Genomic DNA, 22,532 nt, shown 5'->3' on the forward strand with positions numbered 1-22,532 from the left:
GAGAGCAACATGGATGTCCTTCGTCCCACCGCCCTGGAACAAATCTACGCCCACGCCGGCCGCTGCTACCCCGAAGAGTGCTGCGGTTTCGTCTTCGCCGATGGCAGCGTGTACCCGGGCTGCAATATCCAGAACGAACTGCACCGCAAAAACCCCGAGATGTACCCACGCAGCGCGGCCAATGGCTACACCTTTGCCGTGGCCGACACCCTGCTGCTGAACAAGGCGTTGCGCAGCGATAACCCGGTGGTGGTGATCTACCACTCGCACCCGGATGTCGGCGCCTATTTCAGCGATGAAGACCAGGACAAGGCGCTGTTCATGGGCGAACCGATCCACCCGGTCAGTTATCTGGTGGTCGACGTCCGTCAGGGCCAGGCCCAGGGTTCCAAGCTGTTTGCCTGGGATGGCAAGCATTTCGCCCTCACCCCTTTCAACGACCTGCATGCGGAGCTGTCCATGAACGCTGTCTCTTTCCCCGACATTCTGGTTCGCGTGGCCAAGTTGCCGGAGTCGACCCTCGAGGGCGCCGGATCGACATTGCGCGAGGTCATGGAAAACCTGTGCAGCCGCCACCCGCAGCTGCGCGCACACTTGTTTCACGAGAACAACAACCAGCTCAAGGAACATTTTCTGTTCACCGCCGAAGAAGCCTTGATCGACGCCGACGAGCCACTGCCGGAAAAAGCCCATATCGATGTGCTGCTCGCCACTTCCGGCGGCATGGACGTCGACGCGCTGAGCAATGAAGAAGTGCAACGCTACGTGCGGCACATCACCCTGCCCGGCGTCGGTCGCGAAGGCCAGTTGAAGCTGAAAAAGGCCAGGGTGCTGATCATCGGCACGGGAGGCCTGGGCTCGCCCATCAGCCTGTACCTGGCCGCCGCCGGCGTCGGCACCCTGGGCCTGGTGGATTTTGATGTGGTGGAAAGCAGCAACCTGCAACGCCAGATCGTTCACGGCAACAGCAGCCTGGGCATGTCCAAGGTCGAATCCGCCAAACAGCGCCTGCAGGACCTCAACAGCCATATCCGGATCAACACCCACGACACCACCTTCAATGCCGATAACGCCCTCGAGCTGGTCGGCGCCTACGACCTGGTGATCGACGGCACCGACAATTTCGACACGCGCTATCGGGTCAACGACGCCTGCGTACAGCTGGACAAGCCGCTGGTGTACGGCGCCATCTACCGCTTCGACGGGCAGATCAGCGTGTTCAACTACCAGGGCGGGCCGTGCTATCGCTGCCTGTTTCCCAGCCCACCGCCGGCCGAACTGGCGCCCAACTGCAGCGCCGGCGGGGTGATCGGCGTGCTGCCGGGGGTGGTCGGGATGATCCAGGCCACCGAGGCGATCAAGCTGCTGATCGGCATTGGCGAGCCGTTGTCCGGGCGCCTGATGCGTTTCGATGCCCTGGCGATGAAATTCACTGAGGTGCGCTTCAAGCGCCGCGCCAATTGCCCGTGCTGCTCCGCCCAGCGCCACAGCCACACCGTCGCCCCGGCAGTTTGCGCCGACGCCGTGGCGCCCCAGCCGTGCCTCGCCGAGGAGCGCTACATCAAGCCGCACGTCCTCAAGCAAGTGCTGGAACACCCGAACAGCGCCGATGTGCTGGTGGATGTGCGCGATGCCAGCGAACTGGAGGTGTGCAAGCTGCCGGGCGTGGTGCACATTCCCCTCGACGAGCTGGATTCGCAGCTCGGCCGCCTGAGCCGCGACAACACCCATTACCTGATCTGCTACGCCGGCACCCGCGCCGAGCAGGCGGCGAGCACCCTGCTGGCCGCCGGTTTTGCCAACACCAGGGTGCTGCAGGGCGGCATGAAGCATTGGGTGCGCGACGTCGAACCCGACATGCCGTTGTATTGAGCGGGGGGCAGAGCGATGTTGCATAACTCGATTATCGACGCCATCGGCCACACGCCGACTGTGCGCCTGGCGCAGTTTTCCGAAGACCTCGGCATCGAGGTCTACGCCAAGCTCGAATCCCTCAACCCCGGTGGCAGCCACAAGGCGCGCATCGCCCTGGGCATGATCCTCGACGCCGAACGCCGTGGTGTGCTGATCCGTGATTCCGGGCAAACCCTGATCGAACCCAGCGGCGGCAATACCGGCATCGGCCTGGTGATGGCCGCCAATGTGCTGGGCTACAAAGTGGTGCTGGTGATTCCCGACAACTACAGCCCGGAAAAACAGAAACTGCTGCGCCTTTACGGCGCCAGGGTGGTGTTGTCGGACAGCCGCCTGGGCAACAACTCCCACGGCGAGAAATGCATGGAGTTGCAGTTGGAAAACCCCAACTACGTGATGCTTAACCAGCAACGCAACGGCGCCAACCCGCAGACCCATCGCGACACCACCGCGCCGGAGATCCTGCGCGACTTCGGTGAGCTGCGTGCGGACTATTTCGTCAGCGGCATCGGCACCGGCGGCCATATCACCGGCATCGGCGAAACCCTCAAGGCCGCCTGGCCGGGCCTGCGCGTGATGGGCGTGGAGCCCGAAGAATGTGACCTGCTCAAGGACCGGCATGCGCCGCACGACATTCAGGGCCTGTCGATCGGCCTGATCCCGAGCATCCTCAACCTGGACGTGATCGACGGCATGCTCAAGGTCTCGCACCGGGCGTGCGTCGACATGATCAAACGCATCATGCGCACCGACGCCATCAGCCTGGGCCTGTCCTCGGCCGCCAATCTGGTCGCCATCGCCCAACTCGCCCCCGAACTGCCGCCTGAAACGGTGGTGCTGACCCTGGTCTACGACAATGCCGACAGCTACCTGCCCAACTTCGAGTAACCGGCCTTCCAACTATCCAGACTGCGGAGGTGGCTCCATGGGGGGCTTTATCGACATGCAACTGCTGCACGATGAGCTGCTCACGCACCTCATCAAGACGCTCACGCCGGCGCAGATGAAGCAGCTGGAACCGCACCTGGCGCCATTGATCCAGGACGCGGCGCAGGCGGTGGCCGAAGACCTGATCGCCTACGCCAGCCGCGACCCGGCTTCACGCGGGCGCGGCGAGTTGATCCTGGAGTCCTACGCCTCGTTCAAGGCGGTGCTGTACTACCGGCTCGCGCACCGTGTGTGGAATTTCCCGGACCAGACGGATGAGGCGTTTGCGCACATCGCCTCGCAGTTGAGCAACCAGGGCAAGATGCTCTCCGGCGCCGACATTCACCCGGCGGCACGCATCGGCCGGCGGTTTGTGCTCGACCACGGCTACGGCACGGTGATCGGCGAAACCTGCGAAATCGGCAACGACTGCTACATCCTCTGTGGCGTGACACTTGGCGCGCGCGGCATCGCCAACAACCCCGACGGCAAGCGCCACCCGCGCCTGGGCAATAACGTCGAGATCGGCTCCGGCGCACGGGTGCTGGGCTACGTGCTGATTGGCGACAATGTGTTTATCAGCCCGGCCTGCGTGATCACTCAGGACGTGCCGGCGGGCACCAAGGTCAAGGTGGTCAACCAGATCCAGATGCAGAAGAACGATGCGTCCGAGCACAGCACCTACCTCGGCGCATTCGCCCTCGAGGAGCGCTTGCATGTGGTCGGTGAAATCACCGCCGGGCACAAGGTCACGGTGCTGGACGCCGACTTTCATCCGTTGCCGGGGCTGATGCTGGAGCCCACGATGAAGGAGCGCCACCACCTGCAATTTCGCCTGCATCGCACCGAACCGAACAACCCGCTGCCGCGCCTGCCGCTGAACCTGAAAGTCTGCGGGCCGGAGTTTGAAATCACCCTGCTGTCCCCGCCGGGCTTGAGTGCGATGGTGCGCTCGGTGTTGCAGGCCAGCCCATTGATCGTCGGAGGTTGAACATGTCTGTGCACTCCATGGAAACCCTGGCGCTGTTCGACAGCGCGCCCTACCAGAACACGTTCAGCGCCCGGGTAAGGGCCGTCGGCGAACACGGCATCGCCCTGGAGCACACGCTGTTCTACCCCACCGGCGGCGGACAACCGGGCGATACCGGCCACTTCATTCTGACCGATGGCACGCGCGTCGACGTGATCGGCACCGTGCGCGACCCGGTATCGCGCGCGATCATCTGGCACCAGGTGCACCAGTGTCCCGCGCAGTTGATCGCCGGCGTCCAGGTGGAGGCGGAAATTGATTGGGATCGGCGCTACTTGCACATGAAGATGCACACCTGCCTGCACCTGCTGTGCTCGATCATCGATGCGCCGGTGACCGGCTGCAGCATCAGCGCAGACAAGGGCCGCCTGGATTTCGACCTGCCGGAAATGACCCTGGACAAGGACAGCATCACCCGCGACCTGAACGCACTGATCGAACAGGCCCACGAGGTAAAAACGCTGTCGATGCCTGCGTCGGAATACGCCACGCTGCTGCAGATCACCCGTACCCAGGCAGTCGCGCCGCCGGTGATTCAGGGCTCGGTGCGGGTGATCGACATCGCCGGCGTGGATATCCAGCCGTGCGGCGGCACCCATGTGGCCAACACCGACGAGATCGGCCGGGTGTTCTGCGAGAAAATCGAGAAGAAGAGCAAGCACAACCGTCGGGTGATACTGCGGTTCGAATGAATATCGGTACTGACGCCGCCAAGTGCAGGAGGTAACTCCTATACCGGCGGGCGGGGTGCTGGAGCCTATTTCTTTTGTTGAATGACTTGCTGACTCAAGCTGTCAACTTTCAGCTGAAGTTGTGCAATGAATTGCTCGTAAGCCTGTGCCGCGTTATCAAGGTGGGCGTTGAGCTGCTCGTTTTGTCTCTTCAGTTCTTCGATGGTGCGGGCCTCAGACGTTGCTGGCTGAGTGGCCGGAAGCGTTTCTTCGCTTTGCCTGGCGGCGGGTACTTTAGGCTGCATGCTGTCCGACTCAGTGGTCATGTCGCTATCCGCCGGCATGGTCGGAGTATCGCTGGGGGAGGCACCCGTGCCGCTGATCTTTTGAAACAAGCCATCAATTTGTTGACTCAGTCCCATCAGCAATTCCGCGAGCTTCCTGAGTGCCTCATCGACTTTCTGGTAAAACTGATCGGTTTGGCTGCTCAGTGCTCCGAGACCAGGAGTCTGCGGCGACTGCGTTTGCGGTGACTCTTGCATGCGTGTCTGTTGCTCGGGAGTCGAATCTTGAGTCTGAGCGAGGTTCTGCCCCTCGACTGCGGCATTCCTGACTTGGCTGCCGTTATCAAAAGGGGTTTGGTGAGTTGCCTTTTCCGGGTGTTCAAGTTGCTGGGTCAGGTCGGCAATCTGTTGCTGAAGCCCTTTTATCATCGACTCAAACCTGGCGACCAATGCGCTGAATTTCTCATTGAGCGCTTGGTTTTGCAGGGTCAGTTTCGTCACCTGGTCTGGTTCAGCGGCTTTCACCTGCTCGGTGTTGACCAGTGCACTGTGACCCGAAAATGGGCCGCGCTGCCGGGCCGTCATGGCGCTACGGGGCGGCGTCGAATCCTGGGGAGCAGCCAAATATTCAGCGGCCTCAGCGCTGTGCTCACGACGGATGGGCGCCGGATTGGGGGACATTTCGTAGCCGACGGTATAAGGCGTTTGTGACTGAGTATTTACGCTGGTCATAGGTACCTTCCAAGATTCAGGTAGTGGGTGTTCACAAGGCCTGCTCGAGCAAGTCTTATGGCTACCTGATTGGTGTTTATCCCGGAAGAAGTTCCGTACTGTTCAGGAGTCGTAAGTAGCAACCTGTTTCGAGTAAAAAACAGGCTGCTCAAGGCAACGAAGATCAAATGTGGGAGCTGGCTTGCCCGCGAAGGCGGTAGTCCAGCAACCATTGATGTTGGCTGACCCGGCGCGTTCGCGGGCAAGCCGCTCCCACAGGGGGAGTCGGCAGTTTTCGGGACGAAATTGGCTCTAGAACGCGTCGCCTGGGATGCGCACGAAGCCCTCCATCAGCACCCGCGCACTGCGGCTCATGATGGCTTTTTTGACCACCCATTCACCGTTCACCTGGCTGGCCTCGGCGCCCACGCGCAGGATGCCGGAGGGGTGCCCGAAGCGCACCGCGCTGCGCTCCACGCCACCTGCCGCCAGGTTGACCAGGGTTCCGGGAATCGCCGCCGCGGTGCCAATCGCCACTGCCGCCGTGCCCATCATGGCGTGGTGCAACTTGCCCATGGACAGCGCGCGCACCAGCAGGTCCACGTCGGCGGCCTTGATCGACTTGCCGCTGGACGCCACATAATCCGCAGGCGTCGCCACGAACGCGACTTTCGGCGTGTGCTGGCGCTGGGCGGCTTCGTCCAGGTGGCTGATCAGGCCCATGCGCAACGCGCCGTGGGCGCGCACGGTCTCGAACATCGCCAGGGCCTTGGGGTCGCCGTTGATCGCACCTTGCAGTTCGGTGCCGGTATAGCCGAGGTCTGCGGCGTCGATGAAAATCGTCGGGATGCCGGCGTTGATCAGTGTCGCCTTGAAGGTCCCCACGCCGGGCACTTGCAGCTCGTCGACGAGGTTGCCGGTGGGGAACATCGCACCACCACCGCCCTCCTCTTCCGCCGCCGGGTCGATGAACTCCAGTTGCACTTCGGCGGCCGGGAAGGTCACGCCGTCCAGTTCAAAGTCGCCGGTTTCCTGCACCGCGCCGTCGGTGATCGGCACGTGGGCGATGATGGTCTTGCCGATATTGGCCTGCCACACGCGCACGACGGCGACGCCGTTGTGCGGTATGCGCGCGGCATCGACCAGCCCGGCGCTGATGGCGAACGCACCGACCGCCGCCGACAGGTTGCCGCAATTGCCGCTCCAGTCGACGAAGGGTTTGTCGATGGCGACCTGGCCGAACAGGTAGTCCACGTCATGCTCGGCGCGGCTGCTCCTGGACAGGATCACGGTTTTGCTGGTGCTGGACGTCGCACCGCCCATGCCATCGATCTGCTTGTCATAGGGGTCGGGGCTGCCGATCACTCGCAACAGCAGGGCATCGCGTGCGGCGCCGGGCACCTGCGCCGCAACGGGCAAGTCCTGGAGACTGAAAAAAACACCCTTGCTGGTACCGCCACGCATGTAGGTGGCGGGGATTCTGATTTGCGCTGCATGTGCCATGGTCAGTCCCTCAGGCGGTCGCCGCCGATGCCAGGAAGTCCTGGGCAAAACGCTGCAACACGCCGCCCGCCTCGTAGATCGATACTTCTTCGGCGGTGTCCAGACGGCAAGTCACCGGCACGTCGACACGTTCGCCATTTTTACGATTGATCACCAGGGTCAACTGCGCACCCGGAGTGCGCGCGCCAAGCACGTCATAGGTTTCACTGCCGTCGATCTGCAGGGTGTGACGGTCGGTGCCCGGCAGAAACTCCAGCGGCAGCACGCCCATGCCCACCAGGTTGGTGCGGTGGATGCGTTCGAAGCCTTCGGCGGCAATCGCTTCCACCCCGGCCAGGCGCACGCCTTTGGCCGCCCAGTCGCGGGATGAGCCCTGACCGTAGTCGGCGCCGGCGATGATGATCAGCGGCTGCTTGCGCTGCATGTAGGTTTCGATGGCTTCCCACATGCGCGTGACCTGGCCCTCGGGCTCGATGCGCGCCAGTGAGCCCTGCTTGACCTTGCCGTTTTCCACCACCATTTCATTGAACAGTTTCGGGTTGGCGAAGGTGGCGCGCTGGGCGGTCAAGTGGTCGCCCCGATGGGTCGCGTAAGAGTTGAAGTCGACTTCCGGCAGGCCCATTTTTGCCAGGTATTCGCCGGCGGCGCTGTCGAGCATGATGGCGTTGGACGGCGACAGGTGATCGGTGGTGATGTTGTCCGGCAGCACCGCCAGCGGGCGCATGCCCTTGAGCGGCCGCGCCCCGGCCAGCGCGCCTTCCCAATACGGCGGACGGCGAATATAGGTGCTTTGCGGGCGCCAGTCGTACAGTGGCGCCACCTTGGGGCCGGTGTCTTCGTGAATCGCGAACATCGGGATATACACCGCGCGGAACTGCTCCGGCTTGACCGAGGCCTTGACCACCGCATCGATCTCTTCGTCGCTGGGCCAGAGGTCCTGCAGGCGGATTTCATTGCCCTGCGCGTCGAGCCCGAGCACATCCTTTTCGATGTCGAAACGGATGGTGCCGGCAATCGCGTAGGCCACCACCAGCGGTGGCGAAGCCAGGAATGCCTGTTTCGCGTACGGGTGAATCCGCCCGTCGAAGTTGCGGTTGCCCGACAACACAGCGGTGGCGTACAGGTCGCGGTCGATGATTTCCTGCTGGATCACCGGGTCCAGCGCGCCCGACATGCCATTGCAGGTGGTGCAGGCAAAGGCCACCACGCCAAAGCCGAGTTTTTCCAGTTCGTCAGCCAAACCCGCTTCTTCCAGGTACATCGCCACCGTCTTCGAGCCCGGCGCCAGCGACGACTTGACCCACGGCTTGCGCGTCAGCCCCAGCCTGTTGGCGTTGCGCGCCAGGAGGCCGGCGGCGATGACGTTGCGCGGGTTGCTGGTGTTGGTGCAGCTGGTGATGGCGGCGATGATCACCGCGCCGTCGGGCATCTGCCCTGGTACTTCGTCCCACTGGCCGCTGATGCCTTTGGAGGCCAGATCACGGGTGGCTACACGGGCGTGAGGATTGCTCGGGCCGGCCATGTTGCGCACCACGCTGGACAGATCGAACGTAAGGCCGCGCTCGTATTGCGCGCCCTTCAGGTCATCGGCCCACAGGCCGGTGTGGCGGGCGTACTGTTCGACCAGGGCGACCTGTTCGTCTTCACGGCCGGTGAGTTTGAGGTAGGCGATGGTCTGCGGATCGATGTAAAACATCGCTGCCGTGGCGCCGTATTCCGGGGCCATGTTGGAGATGGTCGCGCGGTCGCCCAGGGTGAGCCTGGAAGCGCCCTCACCGAAGAACTCCAGCCATGCACCGACCACTTTTTGCTTGCGCAGAAACTCGGTCAGCGCCAGCACCATGTCGGTGGCAGTGATGCCCGGCAGCAGCTTGCCGGTCAGCTCGACGCCGATGATTTCCGGCAGGCGCATCCACGACGCGCGGCCCAGCATCACGCTCTCGGCTTCGAGGCCACCGACGCCGATGGCGATCACGCCCAAGGCGTCCACATGCGGGGTGTGGCTGTCGGTGCCGACGCAGGTATCCGGGAAGGCCACGCCGTCGCGCACCTGGATCACCGGGGACATTTTCTCCAGGTTGATCTGGTGCATGATGCCGTTGCCCGGCGGGATCACGTCGACGTTCTTGAAGGCTTTTTTGCTCCACTCGATAAAGTGGAAGCGGTCTTCGTTGCGGCGATCTTCGATGGCGCGGTTTTTCTCGAACGCGTCCGGGTCGGCACCGCCGGCTTCGACGGCCAGGGAGTGATCGACGATCAACTGCGTCGGCACCACCGGGTTGACCTGTGCCGGGTCGCCGCCTTGCAGGGCGATCGCGTCACGCAGGCCGGCGAGGTCGACCAGCGCGGTCTGGCCGAGGATGTCATGGCACACCACGCGGGCCGGAAACCATGGGAAGTCGAGATCGCGCTTGCGCTCGATCAACTGGCGCAGGGACGCATCGAGGGTGGCCGGATCGCAGCGGCGCACCAGGTTTTCGGCCAGTACGCGGGAGGTGTAGGGCAAGGTGGCGTAGGCGCCGGGGGTGATGGCTTCGACGGCCGCGCGGGTGTCGAAGTAATCCAGCCGGCTACCGGGGAGCGGTTTGCGAAATTCAGTGTTCATCGTCAGAACTCGGTCACGGTGATTGCAAAGGAAGCCGGAGCTCGAACTGGAACGCGATCCCATGTGGGAGGGGGCTTGCCCCCTCCCACATGGGATCCGATTGCCAATTCGGGATCGACGGTCTTCAGCGACGTTCGATTGCCACGAACTTGCGCTGCTCGACGCCGGTGTACTCGGCGCTTGGACGGATGATGCGGTTGTTGGCGCGCTGTTCGAACACATGGGCCGCCCAGCCGGTGAGGCGTGAGCAGACAAAGATCGGGGTGAACAGCTTGGTCGGGATGCCCATGAAGTGATATGCCGAGGCGTGGTAGAAGTCGGCGTTGGGGAACAGTTTTTTCTGTTCCCACATGGTTTTGTCGATGGCTTCGGAAACCGGGAACAGCACAGTATCGCCCACTTCGTCAGCCAGCTTTTTCGCCCAGCCCTTGATCACTTCATTGCGCGGGTCGCTGTCTTTGTAGATCGCGTGACCAAAGCCCATGATCTTGTCCTTGCGCGCCAGCATGCCGAGGGTGCCCTCCACCGCTTCTGCGGCCGAGCCGAAACGCTCGATCATTTCCATCGCCGCTTCGTTGGCGCCGCCGTGCAGCGGGCCACGCAGCGAGCCGATGGCTGCGGTGACGCAGGAATACAGGTCGGACAAGGTCGAGGCACACACCCGCGCGGTGAAGGTGGAGGCGTTGAATTCGTGCTCGGCGTAGAGGATCAGCGACACGTTCATCACTTTGACGTGCAGGTCGCTGGGCTTCCTGCCATGCAGCAGGTGCAGGAAGTGGCCGCCGATGCTCGGTTCGTCGGTCACGCAATCGATGCGCTGGCCGTCGTGACTAAAGCGGTACCAGTAGCACATGATCGCCGGGAAGGCGGCGAGCAGGCGGTCGGTGACATCGTGCTGCGCACTGAAGTCTTTTTCCGGCTCGATATTGCCGAGGAACGAGCAGCCGGTGCGCATCACGTCCATCGGGTGGGCGTCAGCGGGGATGCGTTCGAGCACTTCCTTCAAGGCTTGCGGCAGGTCGCGCAACGTGCCGAGCTTTTTGCTGTAGTCCGCCAGTTGGGCCTGGGTCGGCAGCTCGCCGTACAGCAGCAGATAGGCAACTTCTTCAAACTGCGCGTCGGCGGCCAGTTCACGCACATCGTAGCCACGGTAGGTAAGACCGGCGCCGGCCTGGCCCACGGTGGACAGCGCAGTCTGCCCGGCCACCTGGCCACGCAGGCCGGCGCCACTCAATACTTTTGCTTCAGCCATGGTGTTTCTCCAATTTTGTCGTTGTTCAGGGAGCCACAAGGTTTATTTTTTGGCGGCGAACAGCGCGTCGAGCTTCTGTTCGAAGGTGTGGTAGTCGATACGGTCGTAAAGCTCCATGCGCGTCTGCATGGTGTCGATCACGTTCTGTTGGGTGCCGTCGCGACGGATCGCGGTGTAGACGTTCTCGGCGGCCTTGTTCATGGCGCGAAAGGCCGAAAGCGGGTACAGCACCAGGGAAACATCCGCAGATTTCAACTGTTCGGTGGTGTACAGCGGCGTCGAGCCGAATTCGGTGATGTTGGCCAGGATCGGCGCTTTGACGCGGGCAGCGAACAGTTTGTACATGTCCAGTTCAGTGATGGCTTCCGGGAACACCATGTCGGCACCGGCCTCGATGCACGCGGCCGCGCGTTCCAGGGCAGACTCCAGCCCCTCGACGGCCAGGGCGTCGGTGCGCGCCATGATCACGAAGCTGTCATCGGTGCGCGCGTCCACGGCGGCCTTGATGCGGTCGACCATTTCCTGCTGGGACACGATTTCCTTGTTGGGACGATGGCCGCAGCGCTTGGCGCCGACCTGGTCCTCGATATGAATGGCTGCGGCGCCGAACTTGATCATCGACTTGACGGTGCGCGCCACGTTGAACGCCGAAGAGCCGAAACCGGTGTCCACATCCACCAGCAGCGGCAGGTCGCACACGTCGGTGATGCGGCGCACATCGGTGAGCACGTCGTCCAGGCCGGTGATGCCCAGGTCCGGCACCCCCAGGGAGCCCGCTGCGACGCCGCCGCCCGACAGGTAGATCGCCTTGAAACCGGCGCGCTTGGCCAGCAGGGCGTGGTTGGCGTTGATCGCGCCGACCACCTGCAAGGGATGCTCGCTGGCGACGGCGTCACGGAAACGCTGGCCCGGCGTACGCTTATTGTGGGAACTCATGACTCACCTCGTGATTGGGCGCAACCGTCGGGAAAGTGACGGGCAATGTTGCGTTTGGAAGCGCCGATATGGCGGCGCATCAGCAGTTCGGCCAGTTCACCGTCGCGCTCGGCAATCGCGTCGAGAATGCGGTGATGCTCGGCAAAGGCCTGGCGTGGACGATTGGGCGTGGCGGAAAACTGGATGCGGTACATGCGCACCAATTGATACAGCTCGCCGCAGAGCATTTGGGTCAGGGTGCGGTTACCGGCACCTTGAATTATCCGGTAATGAAAATCGAAGTCGCCTTCCTGCTGGTAGTAGCCCAGGCCGGCCTGAAACGCTTCGTCGCGCTCATGGGTGTGCAGCACCTGGCGCAGTTCTTCGATCTCGGCGTCGGTCATGCGCTCGGCGGCGAGGCGGCAGGCCATGCCTTCAAGGGACTCACGGATTTCATAGAGCTCGACCAGCTCGGCGTGGCTCAAGGACACCACTCGCGCGCCGACGTGAGGCACCCGCACCAGCAGGCGCTGGCCTTCAAGGCGGTGGATCGCTTCACGCAGCGGACCGCGACTGATGCCGTAGGTACGCGCCAGCTCCGGCTCGGAGATCTTGCTGCCGGGGGCAATCTCGCCCTTGACGATGGCGGCCTGGATACGCCGGAACACGTTCTCGGACATGGTCTGGGAATCGTCCTGCGCCGGCACCGGGGCTTGCAGCTGATCCAGCATATTGTCGACACCTTTAAAAGCAATGTGGCAAAAACTAGCCAATCAACCCCTATTAGTCAAAGAATAAATCCATATTGTCGACAATCGTCTAATAACCTCCGACGAGCTCCAAGCAGACATGGCCGCCTGCCAGCGCTGGCGCCAAAAAAGCATCATGTTAGAATGCCCGCCGCTTTTGCCTGACATCATTGGATGAAACGGCGCACGAGGGAGTTTGCGCAGCAATGCCAGTCGCCTTGAATCGAACATCGCACTGCACGCCTCAGGATCTATGAGACTCAAGCCCTTCCTTTTATTGATGTGCCTGCTGGCCGTACCGGGCTTTGGCGTCGCTGCCGAGAAGACCGTGTATGGCCTCAACGAATACGCGCAATTGGCCGGAATCGACCTCGAAGTGGCCGCCAAACTGGACACGGGCGCCAAGACCGCCTCCCTCAGCGCCCGCGATATAAAGCGCTTCAAGCGCAACGGCGAATCCTGGGTGCGCTTCTACCTGGCGATCGACACCGCCCATTCCCACCCCATCGAACGGCCCCTGGCCCGCGTCAGCAAGATCAAGCGCCGCGCCGGTGACTACGACCCCGATGAAGACAAGAACTACACCGCCCGTCCGGTGATTGCCCTGAATATCTGCATGGGCAACGCTTTACGCAGCATAGAAGTGAACTTGACTGACCGAAGTGCCTTCCAATACCCGCTGTTGATCGGCTCCGAAGCGCTGAAGCGCTTTGATGCGCTGGTCGACCCCAGTCTTAAATACGCAGCGGGCAAGCCTGCCTGCGCCGCCGACGCTCATACCGCCGAGTAAACCGAATGCGCTCTCTGACCCTGCACCTGAAAATTCTCATCACCATCCTGGTGGTGCTGGGTATTTCGGTCACCTGCTACCAGATCTTCGTGCTGGGCATTCCTGTTACCGAGGATGCCACCGACGATCTGTGGAACATCGACGCCAAGGTCGAGTTTGTCGCCAATCCGAAAGACCCGGTGAAGATCCAGATGTTCGTGCCGCCCCTGAGCCGCGACTTCGTGAGCCTTAACGAGAGCTTTATCTCGAACAACTACGGGGTCAGCGTCAACCGCACCGATGGCAATCGCAAGGTCACCTGGTCGGCACGCCGCGCCAAGGGCAACCAGACCCTGTATTACCGCCTGGTGCTGACCAAGCGTTACAGCGGTGAGAAGATCAAGGTCAAGGGCCCGACCTTCCGCGACAGCATCGCCGTGGAAGGCCCGGAAAAAATCGCCGCTGAAGCCCTGCTGGCGCCGATCCGTCAGCACTCGGCCGACGTCGAGACCTTCATCACCGAAGCGATCAAGCGCACCAACAACCTCAGCGACGACAACGTGAAACTGCTGCTGGCGGGCGACCCGTCCACCGCGCACAAGGCCAAGATCGTCGAGCTGCTGCTGTCCATCGCCCATGTGCCGGTGGAAAAGGTCCACACCATTCGCCTGGTCGCCGACCAGCCGCAAAGCCCGGAACTGTGGCTGCGCAGCTTCAACGGTAACGACTGGCTGTATTTCAACCCGGAAACCGGCGAACAGGGCCTGCCCGCCGACCGCCTGCTGTGGTGGACCGGCGATGAAAACCTGATCACCGTGGACGGTGGCAAGAAAGCCATGGTGACCTTCAGCCTGAACAACAGCGAGATGAACGCGATTCGCCTGGCCAAGCTGACGGACGAGAACACCGACGCCAACTTCCTTGAATACTCGCTGTACGGCCTGCCGTTGCAGACCCAGCAGACGTTCATGATCATGGTGATGATCCCGATTGGCGTGCTGGTGATCCTGATCCTGCGCAACCTGATCGGCCTGCAGACCCTGGGCACCTTCACGCCGGTGCTGATCGCCCTGGCGTTCCGCGAGACGCAGCTGGGCTTCGGGATTGTGCTGTTCACGATTATCACCGCGCTGGGACTGTCGTTGCGCTCCTACCTGGAACACCTGAAGCTGCAAATGCTGCCCAGGCTGTCGGTGGTGCTCACCTTCGTGGTGGTGCTGATCGCAGCCATCAGCCTGTTCAGCCACAAGCTGGGGCTGGAGCGCGGGCTGTCGGTGGCGCTGTTCCCGATGGTGATCCTGACCATGACCATCGAACGCCTGTCGATCACCTGGGAAGAGCGCGGCGCCAACCACGCACTGAAAGTGGCGATCGGCACGCTGTTCGCGGCATCGCTGGCGCACATCATCATGAGCGTGCCGGAGTTGATCTACTTCGTGTTCACCTTCCCGGCGATCCTATTGATTCTGGTGGGCTTCATGCTGGCCATGGGTCGTTATCGCGGCTACCGCCTGACCGAACTGGTGCGTTTCAAGGCCTTCCTGAAGGCTGACCAGTAATGTTCGGTTTCTGGAAGACCTGGAAGGCCCTCGAAGCGCGCGGGATCATGGGCATCAACCGGCGCAACGCCGACTACGTGCTCAAGTACAACAAGCGCAGCCTGTATCCGCTGGTGGATGACAAGATCATTACCAAGGAGCGTGCGATGGCCGCCGGCCTGCATGTGCCGGAGATGTACGGGGTGATTTCCACCGAAAAAGGCATCGACAAGCTCGACGAGATCATCGGCGGGCGCAGTGACTTCGTGATCAAACCGGCCCAGGGCGCCGGCGGTGACGGCATCCTGGTGGTGGCAGACCGTTTTGAGGGGCGCTATCGCACAGTGTCGGGCAAGATCATCAGCCATGAAGAAATCGAACACCAGATTTCCAGCATCCTCACCGGCCTGTATTCCCTGGGCGGCCACCGCGACCGCGCGCTGATCGAATACCGCGTGGTGCCTGACCAGATCTTCAAGAGCATCAGCTACGAAGGCGTGCCGGACATCCGCATCATCGTGCTGATGGGCTACCCGGTGATGGCCATGCTGCGCCTGCCGACCCGTCAGTCCGGCGGCAAGGCCAACCTGCACCAGGGTGCAATCGGCGTGGGCGTGGACCTGGCCACTGGCCTGACCCTGCGCGGCACCTGGCTAAACAGCATCATCACCAAGCACCCCGACACCACCAACGCCGTGGACGGCGTGCAGTTGCCCAATTGGGACGGTTTCATGAAGCTCGCGGCCGGCTGCTATGAGCTGTGCGGGCTGGGCTACATCGGTGTGGACATGGTGCTGGATCAGGAGAAAGGCCCGCTGATCCTGGAGCTGAATGCGCGGCCGGGATTGAACATCCAGATCGCCAACGATTGCGGTTTGACCCTGCGCACCCATGCCGTGGAAGCGCAGCTGGAAACCCTGAAAGCCGATGGCGTGACGGAAACGCCGGAAGAACGGGTGAGGTTTGTGCAGGAGATGTTCGGGCATATTCCGCCCGTGGAAGGCTGACCGCCAACACAATGTGGGAGGAGGCTTGCTCCCGATCGCATTGTGTCAGTCGGTTCATCTGTCACTGATCCGCCGCCCTCTCGAGCAAGCCCCTCCCACACTGAACGGGTCGTCTGCGGGCAATTGCCTCTAGGAGCAAATCCTACGCCGGACTACAATCCCCTCCCCCGCGCCTTGGCTGATCCACCCCGCATGTCGACCTGCTCCGTTTACCCGTTGCCCTACCAGGCAAATCCCGCCCAGTACTTTGCGGCGATCCGCCATGCACCCGGCGCGGTGCTGCTGGACAGCGGCCGGCCGACAGCCGAGCGCGGGCGATATGACCTCCTGAGCGCCTGGCCGCAGGCCACCCTCACGGTATCGCCGGATGAAAGCGGCAGCGATTTCCTGCAACGCTTGCGCAAAAACCTTACCCGGTTAGGTGAAGCGAACGTGCCCGACGGTTATGAATTACCGTTTGCCGGCGGGCTGATCGGCTATTTGAGCTATGACTTCGGCCGCCATCTGGAGCAGATGCCGCAGTTGGCCGCGGACGACCTGCACCTGCCGGACGCACGCCTGGGCCTGTATGCCTGGGCGCTGGTCAGTGATCACCTGGTGCAGACCAGCCAACTGGTGTTTCACCCGACTCTGGCAGAGAGCGAACGGCAACGCCTGATTGCCGTATTCAGTCAGCCGGTCGTGGCCTCAACCGCCAGTTTCAAGCTGCGTGGCCCCATGGCAGCGGACCTCAGTGCCGAGGCCTATCAGCACGCCATCGCGCGCATCCACAGCTATATCCAGGCCGGCGACTGCTACCAGGTCAACTTCGCACAGCGCTTTCGCGCGCCCTGCCTGGGCGATCCCTGGGCGGCCTATTGCGCCCTGCGCGAGGCGTGCCCGACGCCGTTCTCCGGCTTCCAGAGCCTGCCGGATAATGGCGCGGTGCTGAGCCTGTCACCGGAACGCTTTGTCAAAATCAGCCAACGCCAGGTCGAAACCCGGCCGATCAAAGGCACCCGGCCGCGCGGCCTTACGCCCGAGGAAGATGCAGCCAACGCCGCCGAACTGCTGGCCAGCCCCAAGGATCGTGCCGAAAACCTGATGATTGTCGACCTGCTGCGCAACGACCTCGGCCGCAGTTGCCGCACCGGGTCGGTGAAGGTGCCGGAACTGTTCAGCCTCGAAAGCTACCCCAACGTGCACCACCTGGTGAGCAGCGTGACCGGCGAGCTGGCAAGCGACAAGGACGCCCTCGACCTGATCGCGGGCAGCTTCCCCGGCGGCTCCATCACCGGCGCACCGAAGATCCGCGCAATGCAGATCATCGACGAGCTGGAGCCCACTCGACGCGGTTTGTACTGCGGCTCGCTGGTGTACCTGGACGTACGTGGCGAGATGGACAGCTCGATCGCCATTCGTAGCCTGCTGGTCAAGGACGACCAGGTGTGCTGCTGGGGCGGCGGCGGGATTGTGGCCGACTCGCAGTGGGAGGCGGAGTACCAGGAGTCGATGACGAAGGTACGGGTTTTGTTACAGACGCTGGAAAATCTGTAGTCCCCCCGGCAATCCGGCCTCTGACCTCACGAAGCGCGAAGCACGAAAAAGCCTGAATCAGTACGCGGATGGACGACCTGCCGGCACGCCTATAGCGTCGACGGCTACTGCCTATACGCGCCGGTGAAGGATCACATATGCGACTGCTTACTCGTGAGAATTTGTTTCCGGAGTTGCATCTCCACCTGCCCATGCCTAACATCTCCCAAATCGGGAGGTCTGCACGATGCGAATAATCGCGTTATCAACCTTGCGACGGTTCTGGGAAAGCCACCCAAACCATGCCGACGCGAGGACGCCTTTGGTCGAACTGTATCGGTACATGGAGAACGCTACCTACCCGACACCACAGGCACTGAAGGCAACCCTCAGAACAGCGAGCATTCTCAAGGCCGGCAGGGTCGTCTTCAACGTAGGCGGCAACAAATATCGAGTCATCATGGCCATCGATTATCAGCGCCAGCTTGGGTTCATACGTTTTGTAGGCACTCACGCGCAATACGATCAAATCAACGCGGAGACCGTGTAATGAACATTAAACCCATTCATTCCTCTGAAGACCTGACCGCCGCGCTCGCGCGGGTGGAACAGCTATGGGGAGCGCAGATCGGCTCACCCGAGGGCGACGAACTGGAAATTCTTGCCGTGCTCATCGAGAAGTACGAAGCGGAACATTTCCCCATGCCGGCGTCGGATCCAGTGGAAGCGATCAAATTTCGCATGGAGCAAATGGGCCTGACGGCCCGCGACCTGGAGCCCTTTATCGGCACCAGCGGGCGGGTCTCGGAAGTATTGAATCATAAGCGCAAGTTGAGCCTGGCCATGATCAAGCGCCTGCACGATGGCCTGAGCATTCCTTATGAGCGGCTGCTGGCAGGCGTTTGAGCAGAACGGGCTTCACATCAGGACCGCCGAATGCCCGCAGCCAGTTGGCGGGCCCGATGGCTCAAGCGCAGCGCCGCACCCCGGGGCTGATTTTGATACCATCGCTCCCCTATAGAGCGCTCAGCGCCACTGACCTGTAGGAACCGTCCTGATGAACCAAGCCTTCGACGTCGTTGAACTCGCCACGACCTATGCCAACAAGTCTGCCCAGGACATTCTCAAGCTGGCTTTCAGCCAGTTCGGTGATGACCTGTGGATTTCCTTCAGCGGTGCCGAAGACGTGGTGCTGGTGGACATGGCCTGGAAGCTGAACAAGAACGTCAAGGTGTTCAGCCTCGACACCGGCCGCCTGCACCCGGAGACCTACCGGTTTATCGAGCAGGTACGCGATTTCTACAAAATCGACATCGAACTGATCTCGCCGGACCAGAGCAAACTGGAACCCTTCGTCAAGGAAAAGGGCCTGTTCAGCTTCTACCGCGACGGCCATGGCGAGTGCTGCGGCATACGCAAGATCGAACCGCTGCGCCGCAAATTGTCCGGCGTCAGCGCCTGGGCTACCGGCCAGCGCCGCGACCAGAGCCCCGGCACGCGCAGCCAGGTGGCCGCACTGGAAATCGACACGGCCTTTTCCACCCCGGAACGCACCCTGTACAAGTTCAACCCACTGGCGCAGATGACCAGTGAGGAAATCTGGGGCTATATCCGCATGCTGGAGCTGCCGTACAACAGCCTGCATGAGCGCGGATTTATCAGCATTGGCTGCGAGCCGTGCACGCGCCCGGTGTTGCCGAATCAGCATGAGCGCGAAGGTCGCTGGTGGTGGGAAGAGGCAACGCAGAAGGAATGCGGGCTGCATGCCGGGAATATCATCAGCAAGGCTTGAGGCGACGTCTGTCACTCATCAAGGAGGTTTCATGCGCATCCTCGTGGTCAACGTCAACACCACCGAATCCATCACCGACGCCATCGCCCAGCAGGCGCGGACCGTGGCCTCTCCGGGCACGGAGATCGTCGGACTCACCCCGTACTTTGGCGCCGAGTCGGTAGAAGGCAACTTCGAAAGCTACCTGGCGGCCATTGCGGTGATGGACCGGGTGATGGCCTACGACCAGCCGTTCGATGCGGTGATCCAGGCCGGCTATGGCGAGCATGGCCGCGAGGGGCTGCAGGAATTGTTGAACGTGCCGGTGGTGGACATCACCGAAGCGGCCGCCAGCACGGCGATGTTCCTGGGCCATGCGTATTCGGTGGTGACCACCCTGGACCGCACCGTGCCGCTGATTGAAGACCGGCTGAAACTCGCCGGCTTGTATCAGCGTTGTGCGTCGGTGCGTGCCAGTGGCATGGCGGTGCTGGAACTGGAAGAGGATCCGCTGGCCGCCATGGAGGCCATCGTGCGCCAGGCGCAATTGGCGATTGCCGAAGACAAGGCCGAAGTCATCTGCCTGGGCTGTGGCGGCATGGCGGGCCTGGACGAACAGATCCGCCAGCGCACCGGCGTGCCGGTGGTGGACGGCGTGACGGCGGCGGTGACGATTGCCGAGGGCCTTGTGCGCCTGGGCTTGTCGACGTCAAAGGTACGCACCTACGCGACGCCAAGGCCGAAGAAAATCATCGGCTGGCCGGGCACGTTCAGCCGCTGAAGAACGACGGTGCCTGTTCAGGGCAGAGGCGGCAGGCCGTAGGCAGCCAGGTCGAAGTCCGCCAGCTTGCGGATGATCTGGTCGGCATGCTGGTATTTGCTGTCGGCCATGGCTTCATCGGGCACCGCAATGGCCGTCATCTGCGCAGCTTTGGCGGCCGTGACGCCGAACGGCGAATCTTCGAACACCAGGCAATCCTGCGGCGCCACACCCAGGCGGCGGGCGGCAGTGAGAAAGATGTCCGGCGCGGGCTTGGCGGCACCGACTTCCGGGTCGTCAGCCGTGACGATGGTGTCGAACAGGCCAAACCATTCGCGGTGCAAGGTGGTCTTGTGGCCAAACGAGTTTCGCGACGAACTGGTGCCCACGGCAATCGGAATGTCATGCGCCTTCAAATGCCGCACCAACGCCTCGGCGCCGGGCATGCCCAAAGCCTTGGGAAAACGCTCGCTCATCAGCGGCTCGCGGATCTCCAGGAACTCGGCCGGAGTGATCGGCAGGTCCAGCGCCTTGACGACGTAATCCGCCAGATCCTGTGAACCGCGCCCGATGATGTGCTGCTTGATCCCCCAGTCATAGGTGCGGCCATAGCGCTCAGCGATGATCTGCGTGACTTCGGTGTAGATGCCTTCAGTGTCCAGCAGCAAACCGTCCATATCGAAAATCACGGCCTTGATCGGGACAGCGGTACGCGGTGCACTCATCGGAGAAGGATCCTGGGGACTGACTGGAGGGATGCAGCACAATAGCGGCCACGCTTGCCTGCAAGCAACCCTTTAGACTGTAGGTTCTCCCCTTACAGAGTGATCCACGATGCTCTACCGTCTGGCCGCCGATGGCCTCGTGCTGTTCCACCTGTGTTTCATCCTGTTCGCGCTGTTCGGCGGGCTGCTCGCCTTGAAATGGCGACCGATCCTCTGGTTGCACCTGCCGGCAGCCGCGTGGGGCGTTGTTGTCGAGGTGCTTCATCTGCCCTGCCCGCTGACCCGCTGGGAAAACCTGTTTCGCCACCTGGCCGGGCAGGACGGCTACGGCGGGGGCTTTGTCGAGCGTTACATCCTCACGCTGATTTACCCGGCCGGGCTGACGCCGCAGATTCAACTGGGCCTGGGTGCCTTGGTACTACTGGTCAATATCGCGGTGTATGGGCGAATTTTCCGACGTTACGGACAGGCTTGAGACAGCCTCGCCAGTGAAGAATCAGACTCCCTCAGTTCGTTTGTAGCCGCCCCCCATGTCAGAAGCTTTCGAAGTCCCCAGCCCCCACGAAAAGCACATCGAACACACCACAGAACATGCCCACGGCCGCGGAGACAGGTTCGCCAGCCGCATCGCCGTGATGACCGCGCTGATGGCCACCCTCGGCGCCATGCTCAGCTATCAGGCCGGCTCCACCGAGAGCGAAGCCGCGATGGACAAGAACAACGCCGCCATCTTCAAGACCGAAGCGGCCAACCAGTGGAATTACTACCAGGCCAAATCCAGCCGCCAGAATCTGGCCGAACTGGCCACGCACATCCCCGGTGTCGACGTCGCCCACTACAGCGACGAAATCCAGCGCTATAAAGGCCAGAAGGAGGAAGTACGCAAGCAGGCGGAAAAACTTGAAGCCACCTCCAGGGAATGGAATGACAAGTCCGAGGAGGCCCTGCACCAGCACCACCGCTGGGCACAGGCGATGACCGCGATCCAGATCGCGATTTCGTTGGCGGCGATTACCTTGCTCACGCGCAAGGAATGGCTCAAGCGCCTGTCGTATACCGCCGGCGGCGTGGCCGTGATACTCGGCAGCCTGGCCTGGTTGCATCTCTGATTGAAGGCGTGACGCGCCTTGTGGCGAGCGGGCTTGCCCTAATGCCGTTCAGTTAAGCGCAGATTCCCTGTGGCGAGCAGGCTTGTCCTGCGTTGGGCTGCGCAGCAGCCCCAAAGCCAGGCGCTGAGCCGTATCAGGTACACCGCATTTTGCTCGATGGGGGGCGCTTCGCACCCCAACGCGGGGCAAGCCCGCTCGCCACAGAAACCCAGGAAATTTCCCACGACGGATTTCAATCCGGCCTTTACGCCATTAGAGTGTCGCGCCTTCGAGAATTGAATCTCGATATTCAGCCCATGGAGTTACCCGTGAAGTACGCCCGTCAAGCAGTTGCAGCAGCCGTTCTCGGCTTCACCCTCGCCGGCTGCACCGGCACCGCCATCAAATCCCCGCAATACGACAGCAGCCAGTACACCGTACTGGGCCACAGCGAAGCCAGCGCCACCGGCATCATGCTGTTCGGCATCATCCCGATCGGCCAGAACAGCCGCTTCGTGCGTGCACAGACCGCCGCCATCCAGGCCAAAGGCGGTGATGCGCTGATCAATACACAAATTCAGGAGAAGTGGTTCTGGGCGTGGGTATTGAGCGGCTATACCACGAAGATTTCGGGTGATGTGGTCAAGTTGAAGGCTGCGCAGTAAGCAGGAACCGTCAGAGTCATTACTCTGGCAAGCGACGTATCATGGGCCAGACCTCAGAGGACGGCCCATGGTTTTGCGAGCTGCCTGAACGCGCCTTTTCAAGGGCCAGAAACTACAAAACCCCTGATTTCTC

Annotated in this window: 22 protein-coding genes; 15 read left to right on the plus strand and 7 right to left on the minus strand. The window is 62.1% G+C overall.

What is annotated here, in order from left to right; genetic code table 11:
- Positions 1 to 9 precede the first annotated feature (9 nt).
- Genes moeB through JOE32_RS10445 form a run of 4 tightly spaced genes read left to right on the plus strand, consistent with a single transcriptional unit; the run spans position 10 to position 4,563 of the window.
- On the plus strand, positions 10 to 1,872 hold the full coding sequence (gene moeB / locus JOE32_RS10430) for a molybdopterin-synthase adenylyltransferase MoeB (protein WP_209983772.1): 1,863 nt from the start codon (positions 10 to 12) through the stop codon (positions 1,870 to 1,872).
- A 15-nt stretch (positions 1,873 to 1,887) separates the two neighbouring features.
- Positions 1,888 to 2,802, plus strand: a complete 915-nt coding sequence (locus JOE32_RS10435; protein WP_209983774.1) for a PLP-dependent cysteine synthase family protein — start codon at positions 1,888 to 1,890, stop codon at positions 2,800 to 2,802.
- A 37-nt stretch (positions 2,803 to 2,839) separates the two neighbouring features.
- Entirely contained in the window at positions 2,840 to 3,832 is a 993-nt protein-coding gene (locus JOE32_RS10440; protein ID WP_209983776.1) for a serine O-acetyltransferase, read from the plus strand.
- 2 nt (positions 3,833 to 3,834) lie between these two features.
- Positions 3,835 to 4,563 carry an alanyl-tRNA editing protein gene (locus tag JOE32_RS10445; RefSeq protein ID WP_209983777.1) on the plus strand — a complete coding sequence of 243 codons (729 nt, stop codon included), beginning with the start codon at positions 3,835 to 3,837 and terminating at the stop codon, positions 4,561 to 4,563.
- Positions 4,564 to 4,628: 65 nt separating this feature from the next.
- Here JOE32_RS10445 and JOE32_RS10450 read toward each other — a convergent pair whose 3' ends face one another.
- The 6 genes from JOE32_RS10450 to JOE32_RS10475 all read right to left on the minus strand — a co-directional run bounded on the left by JOE32_RS10450 (position 4,629) and on the right by JOE32_RS10475 (position 12,543).
- Positions 4,629 to 5,558: a hypothetical protein gene (locus JOE32_RS10450; RefSeq protein WP_231421443.1), complete on the minus strand. Its 930-nt coding sequence runs from the start codon at positions 5,556 to 5,558 to the stop codon at positions 4,629 to 4,631.
- Between the two features lie 291 nt (positions 5,559 to 5,849).
- Entirely contained in the window at positions 5,850 to 7,040 is a 1,191-nt protein-coding gene (gene prpF / locus JOE32_RS10455) for a 2-methylaconitate cis-trans isomerase PrpF (RefSeq protein WP_209983779.1), read from the minus strand.
- Between the two features lie 10 nt (positions 7,041 to 7,050).
- Entirely contained in the window at positions 7,051 to 9,645 is a 2,595-nt protein-coding gene (gene acnD, locus JOE32_RS10460; protein ID WP_209983781.1) for a Fe/S-dependent 2-methylisocitrate dehydratase AcnD, read from the minus strand.
- A gap of 124 nt (positions 9,646 to 9,769) precedes the next feature.
- The gene (gene prpC / locus JOE32_RS10465) at positions 9,770 to 10,897 is read right to left on the minus strand and encodes a 2-methylcitrate synthase (RefSeq protein WP_209983783.1); all 1,128 of its coding nucleotides are present in this window, start codon (positions 10,895 to 10,897) and stop codon (positions 9,770 to 9,772) included.
- 42 nt (positions 10,898 to 10,939) lie between these two features.
- Positions 10,940 to 11,833, minus strand: a complete 894-nt coding sequence (gene prpB / locus JOE32_RS10470; RefSeq protein WP_209983786.1) for a methylisocitrate lyase — start codon at positions 11,831 to 11,833, stop codon at positions 10,940 to 10,942.
- A complete protein-coding gene (locus JOE32_RS10475; RefSeq protein WP_209983788.1) occupies positions 11,830 to 12,543 on the minus strand; it encodes a GntR family transcriptional regulator in 714 nt (237 codons plus the stop codon). The genes prpB and JOE32_RS10475 overlap by 4 nt, the downstream gene beginning before the upstream one ends.
- A 271-nt stretch (positions 12,544 to 12,814) precedes the next feature.
- Between JOE32_RS10475 and JOE32_RS10480 the strand changes: the two genes are divergently transcribed.
- From JOE32_RS10480 to JOE32_RS10515, 8 genes are all read left to right on the plus strand, one after another.
- The gene (locus JOE32_RS10480) at positions 12,815 to 13,351 is read left to right on the plus strand and encodes an ATP-dependent zinc protease (RefSeq protein ID WP_209983789.1); all 537 of its coding nucleotides are present in this window, start codon (positions 12,815 to 12,817) and stop codon (positions 13,349 to 13,351) included.
- Between the two features lie 5 nt (positions 13,352 to 13,356).
- Entirely contained in the window at positions 13,357 to 14,889 is a 1,533-nt protein-coding gene (locus JOE32_RS10485) for an inactive transglutaminase family protein (protein ID WP_209983791.1), read from the plus strand.
- Positions 14,889 to 15,875, plus strand: coding sequence for an alpha-L-glutamate ligase-like protein (locus JOE32_RS10490; protein ID WP_209983793.1), 987 nt, complete (start codon positions 14,889 to 14,891; stop codon positions 15,873 to 15,875). The genes JOE32_RS10485 and JOE32_RS10490 overlap by 1 nt, the downstream gene beginning before the upstream one ends.
- A gap of 192 nt (positions 15,876 to 16,067) precedes the next feature.
- Positions 16,068 to 17,411, plus strand: coding sequence for an aminodeoxychorismate synthase component I (pabB, locus tag JOE32_RS10495; protein WP_209983795.1), 1,344 nt, complete (start codon positions 16,068 to 16,070; stop codon positions 17,409 to 17,411).
- A 226-nt stretch (positions 17,412 to 17,637) separates the two neighbouring features.
- Positions 17,638 to 17,940: a type II toxin-antitoxin system HigB family toxin gene (locus JOE32_RS10500; protein WP_209983797.1), complete on the plus strand. Its 303-nt coding sequence runs from the start codon at positions 17,638 to 17,640 to the stop codon at positions 17,938 to 17,940.
- Entirely contained in the window at positions 17,940 to 18,296 is a 357-nt protein-coding gene (locus tag JOE32_RS10505) for a transcriptional regulator (protein WP_209983800.1), read from the plus strand. Before JOE32_RS10500 ends, JOE32_RS10505 begins: the two co-directional genes overlap by 1 nt.
- Positions 18,297 to 18,447: 151 nt before the next feature.
- The gene (locus JOE32_RS10510) at positions 18,448 to 19,182 is read left to right on the plus strand and encodes a phosphoadenylyl-sulfate reductase (RefSeq protein ID WP_057009232.1); all 735 of its coding nucleotides are present in this window, start codon (positions 18,448 to 18,450) and stop codon (positions 19,180 to 19,182) included.
- Between the two features lie 31 nt (positions 19,183 to 19,213).
- A complete protein-coding gene (locus JOE32_RS10515) occupies positions 19,214 to 19,942 on the plus strand; it encodes an aspartate/glutamate racemase family protein (RefSeq protein ID WP_209983802.1) in 729 nt (242 codons plus the stop codon).
- Positions 19,943 to 19,959: 17 nt separating this feature from the next.
- Here JOE32_RS10515 and JOE32_RS10520 read toward each other — a convergent pair whose 3' ends face one another.
- Positions 19,960 to 20,646 carry an HAD-IA family hydrolase gene (locus JOE32_RS10520; protein ID WP_209983804.1) on the minus strand — a complete coding sequence of 229 codons (687 nt, stop codon included), beginning with the start codon at positions 20,644 to 20,646 and terminating at the stop codon, positions 19,960 to 19,962.
- Between the two features lie 109 nt (positions 20,647 to 20,755).
- On the opposite strand from JOE32_RS10520, the gene JOE32_RS10525 reads away from it, so the two are divergent.
- The 3 genes from JOE32_RS10525 (at position 20,756) to JOE32_RS10535 (ending at position 22,399) form a co-directional block, all read left to right on the plus strand.
- A complete protein-coding gene (locus JOE32_RS10525; RefSeq protein WP_209983806.1) occupies positions 20,756 to 21,121 on the plus strand; it encodes a DUF2784 domain-containing protein in 366 nt (121 codons plus the stop codon).
- Positions 21,122 to 21,176: 55 nt separating this feature from the next.
- Entirely contained in the window at positions 21,177 to 21,755 is a 579-nt protein-coding gene (locus tag JOE32_RS10530) for a DUF4337 domain-containing protein (RefSeq protein ID WP_209983808.1), read from the plus strand.
- 308 nt (positions 21,756 to 22,063) lie between these two features.
- Positions 22,064 to 22,399, plus strand: coding sequence for a hypothetical protein (locus JOE32_RS10535; RefSeq protein ID WP_057009237.1), 336 nt, complete (start codon positions 22,064 to 22,066; stop codon positions 22,397 to 22,399).
- Positions 22,400 to 22,532: the final 133 nt, after the last annotated feature.

The sequence above is a fragment of the Pseudomonas sp. PvP025 genome (assembly GCF_017832155.1).
Lineage (GTDB): Bacteria > Pseudomonadota > Gammaproteobacteria > Pseudomonadales > Pseudomonadaceae > Aquipseudomonas.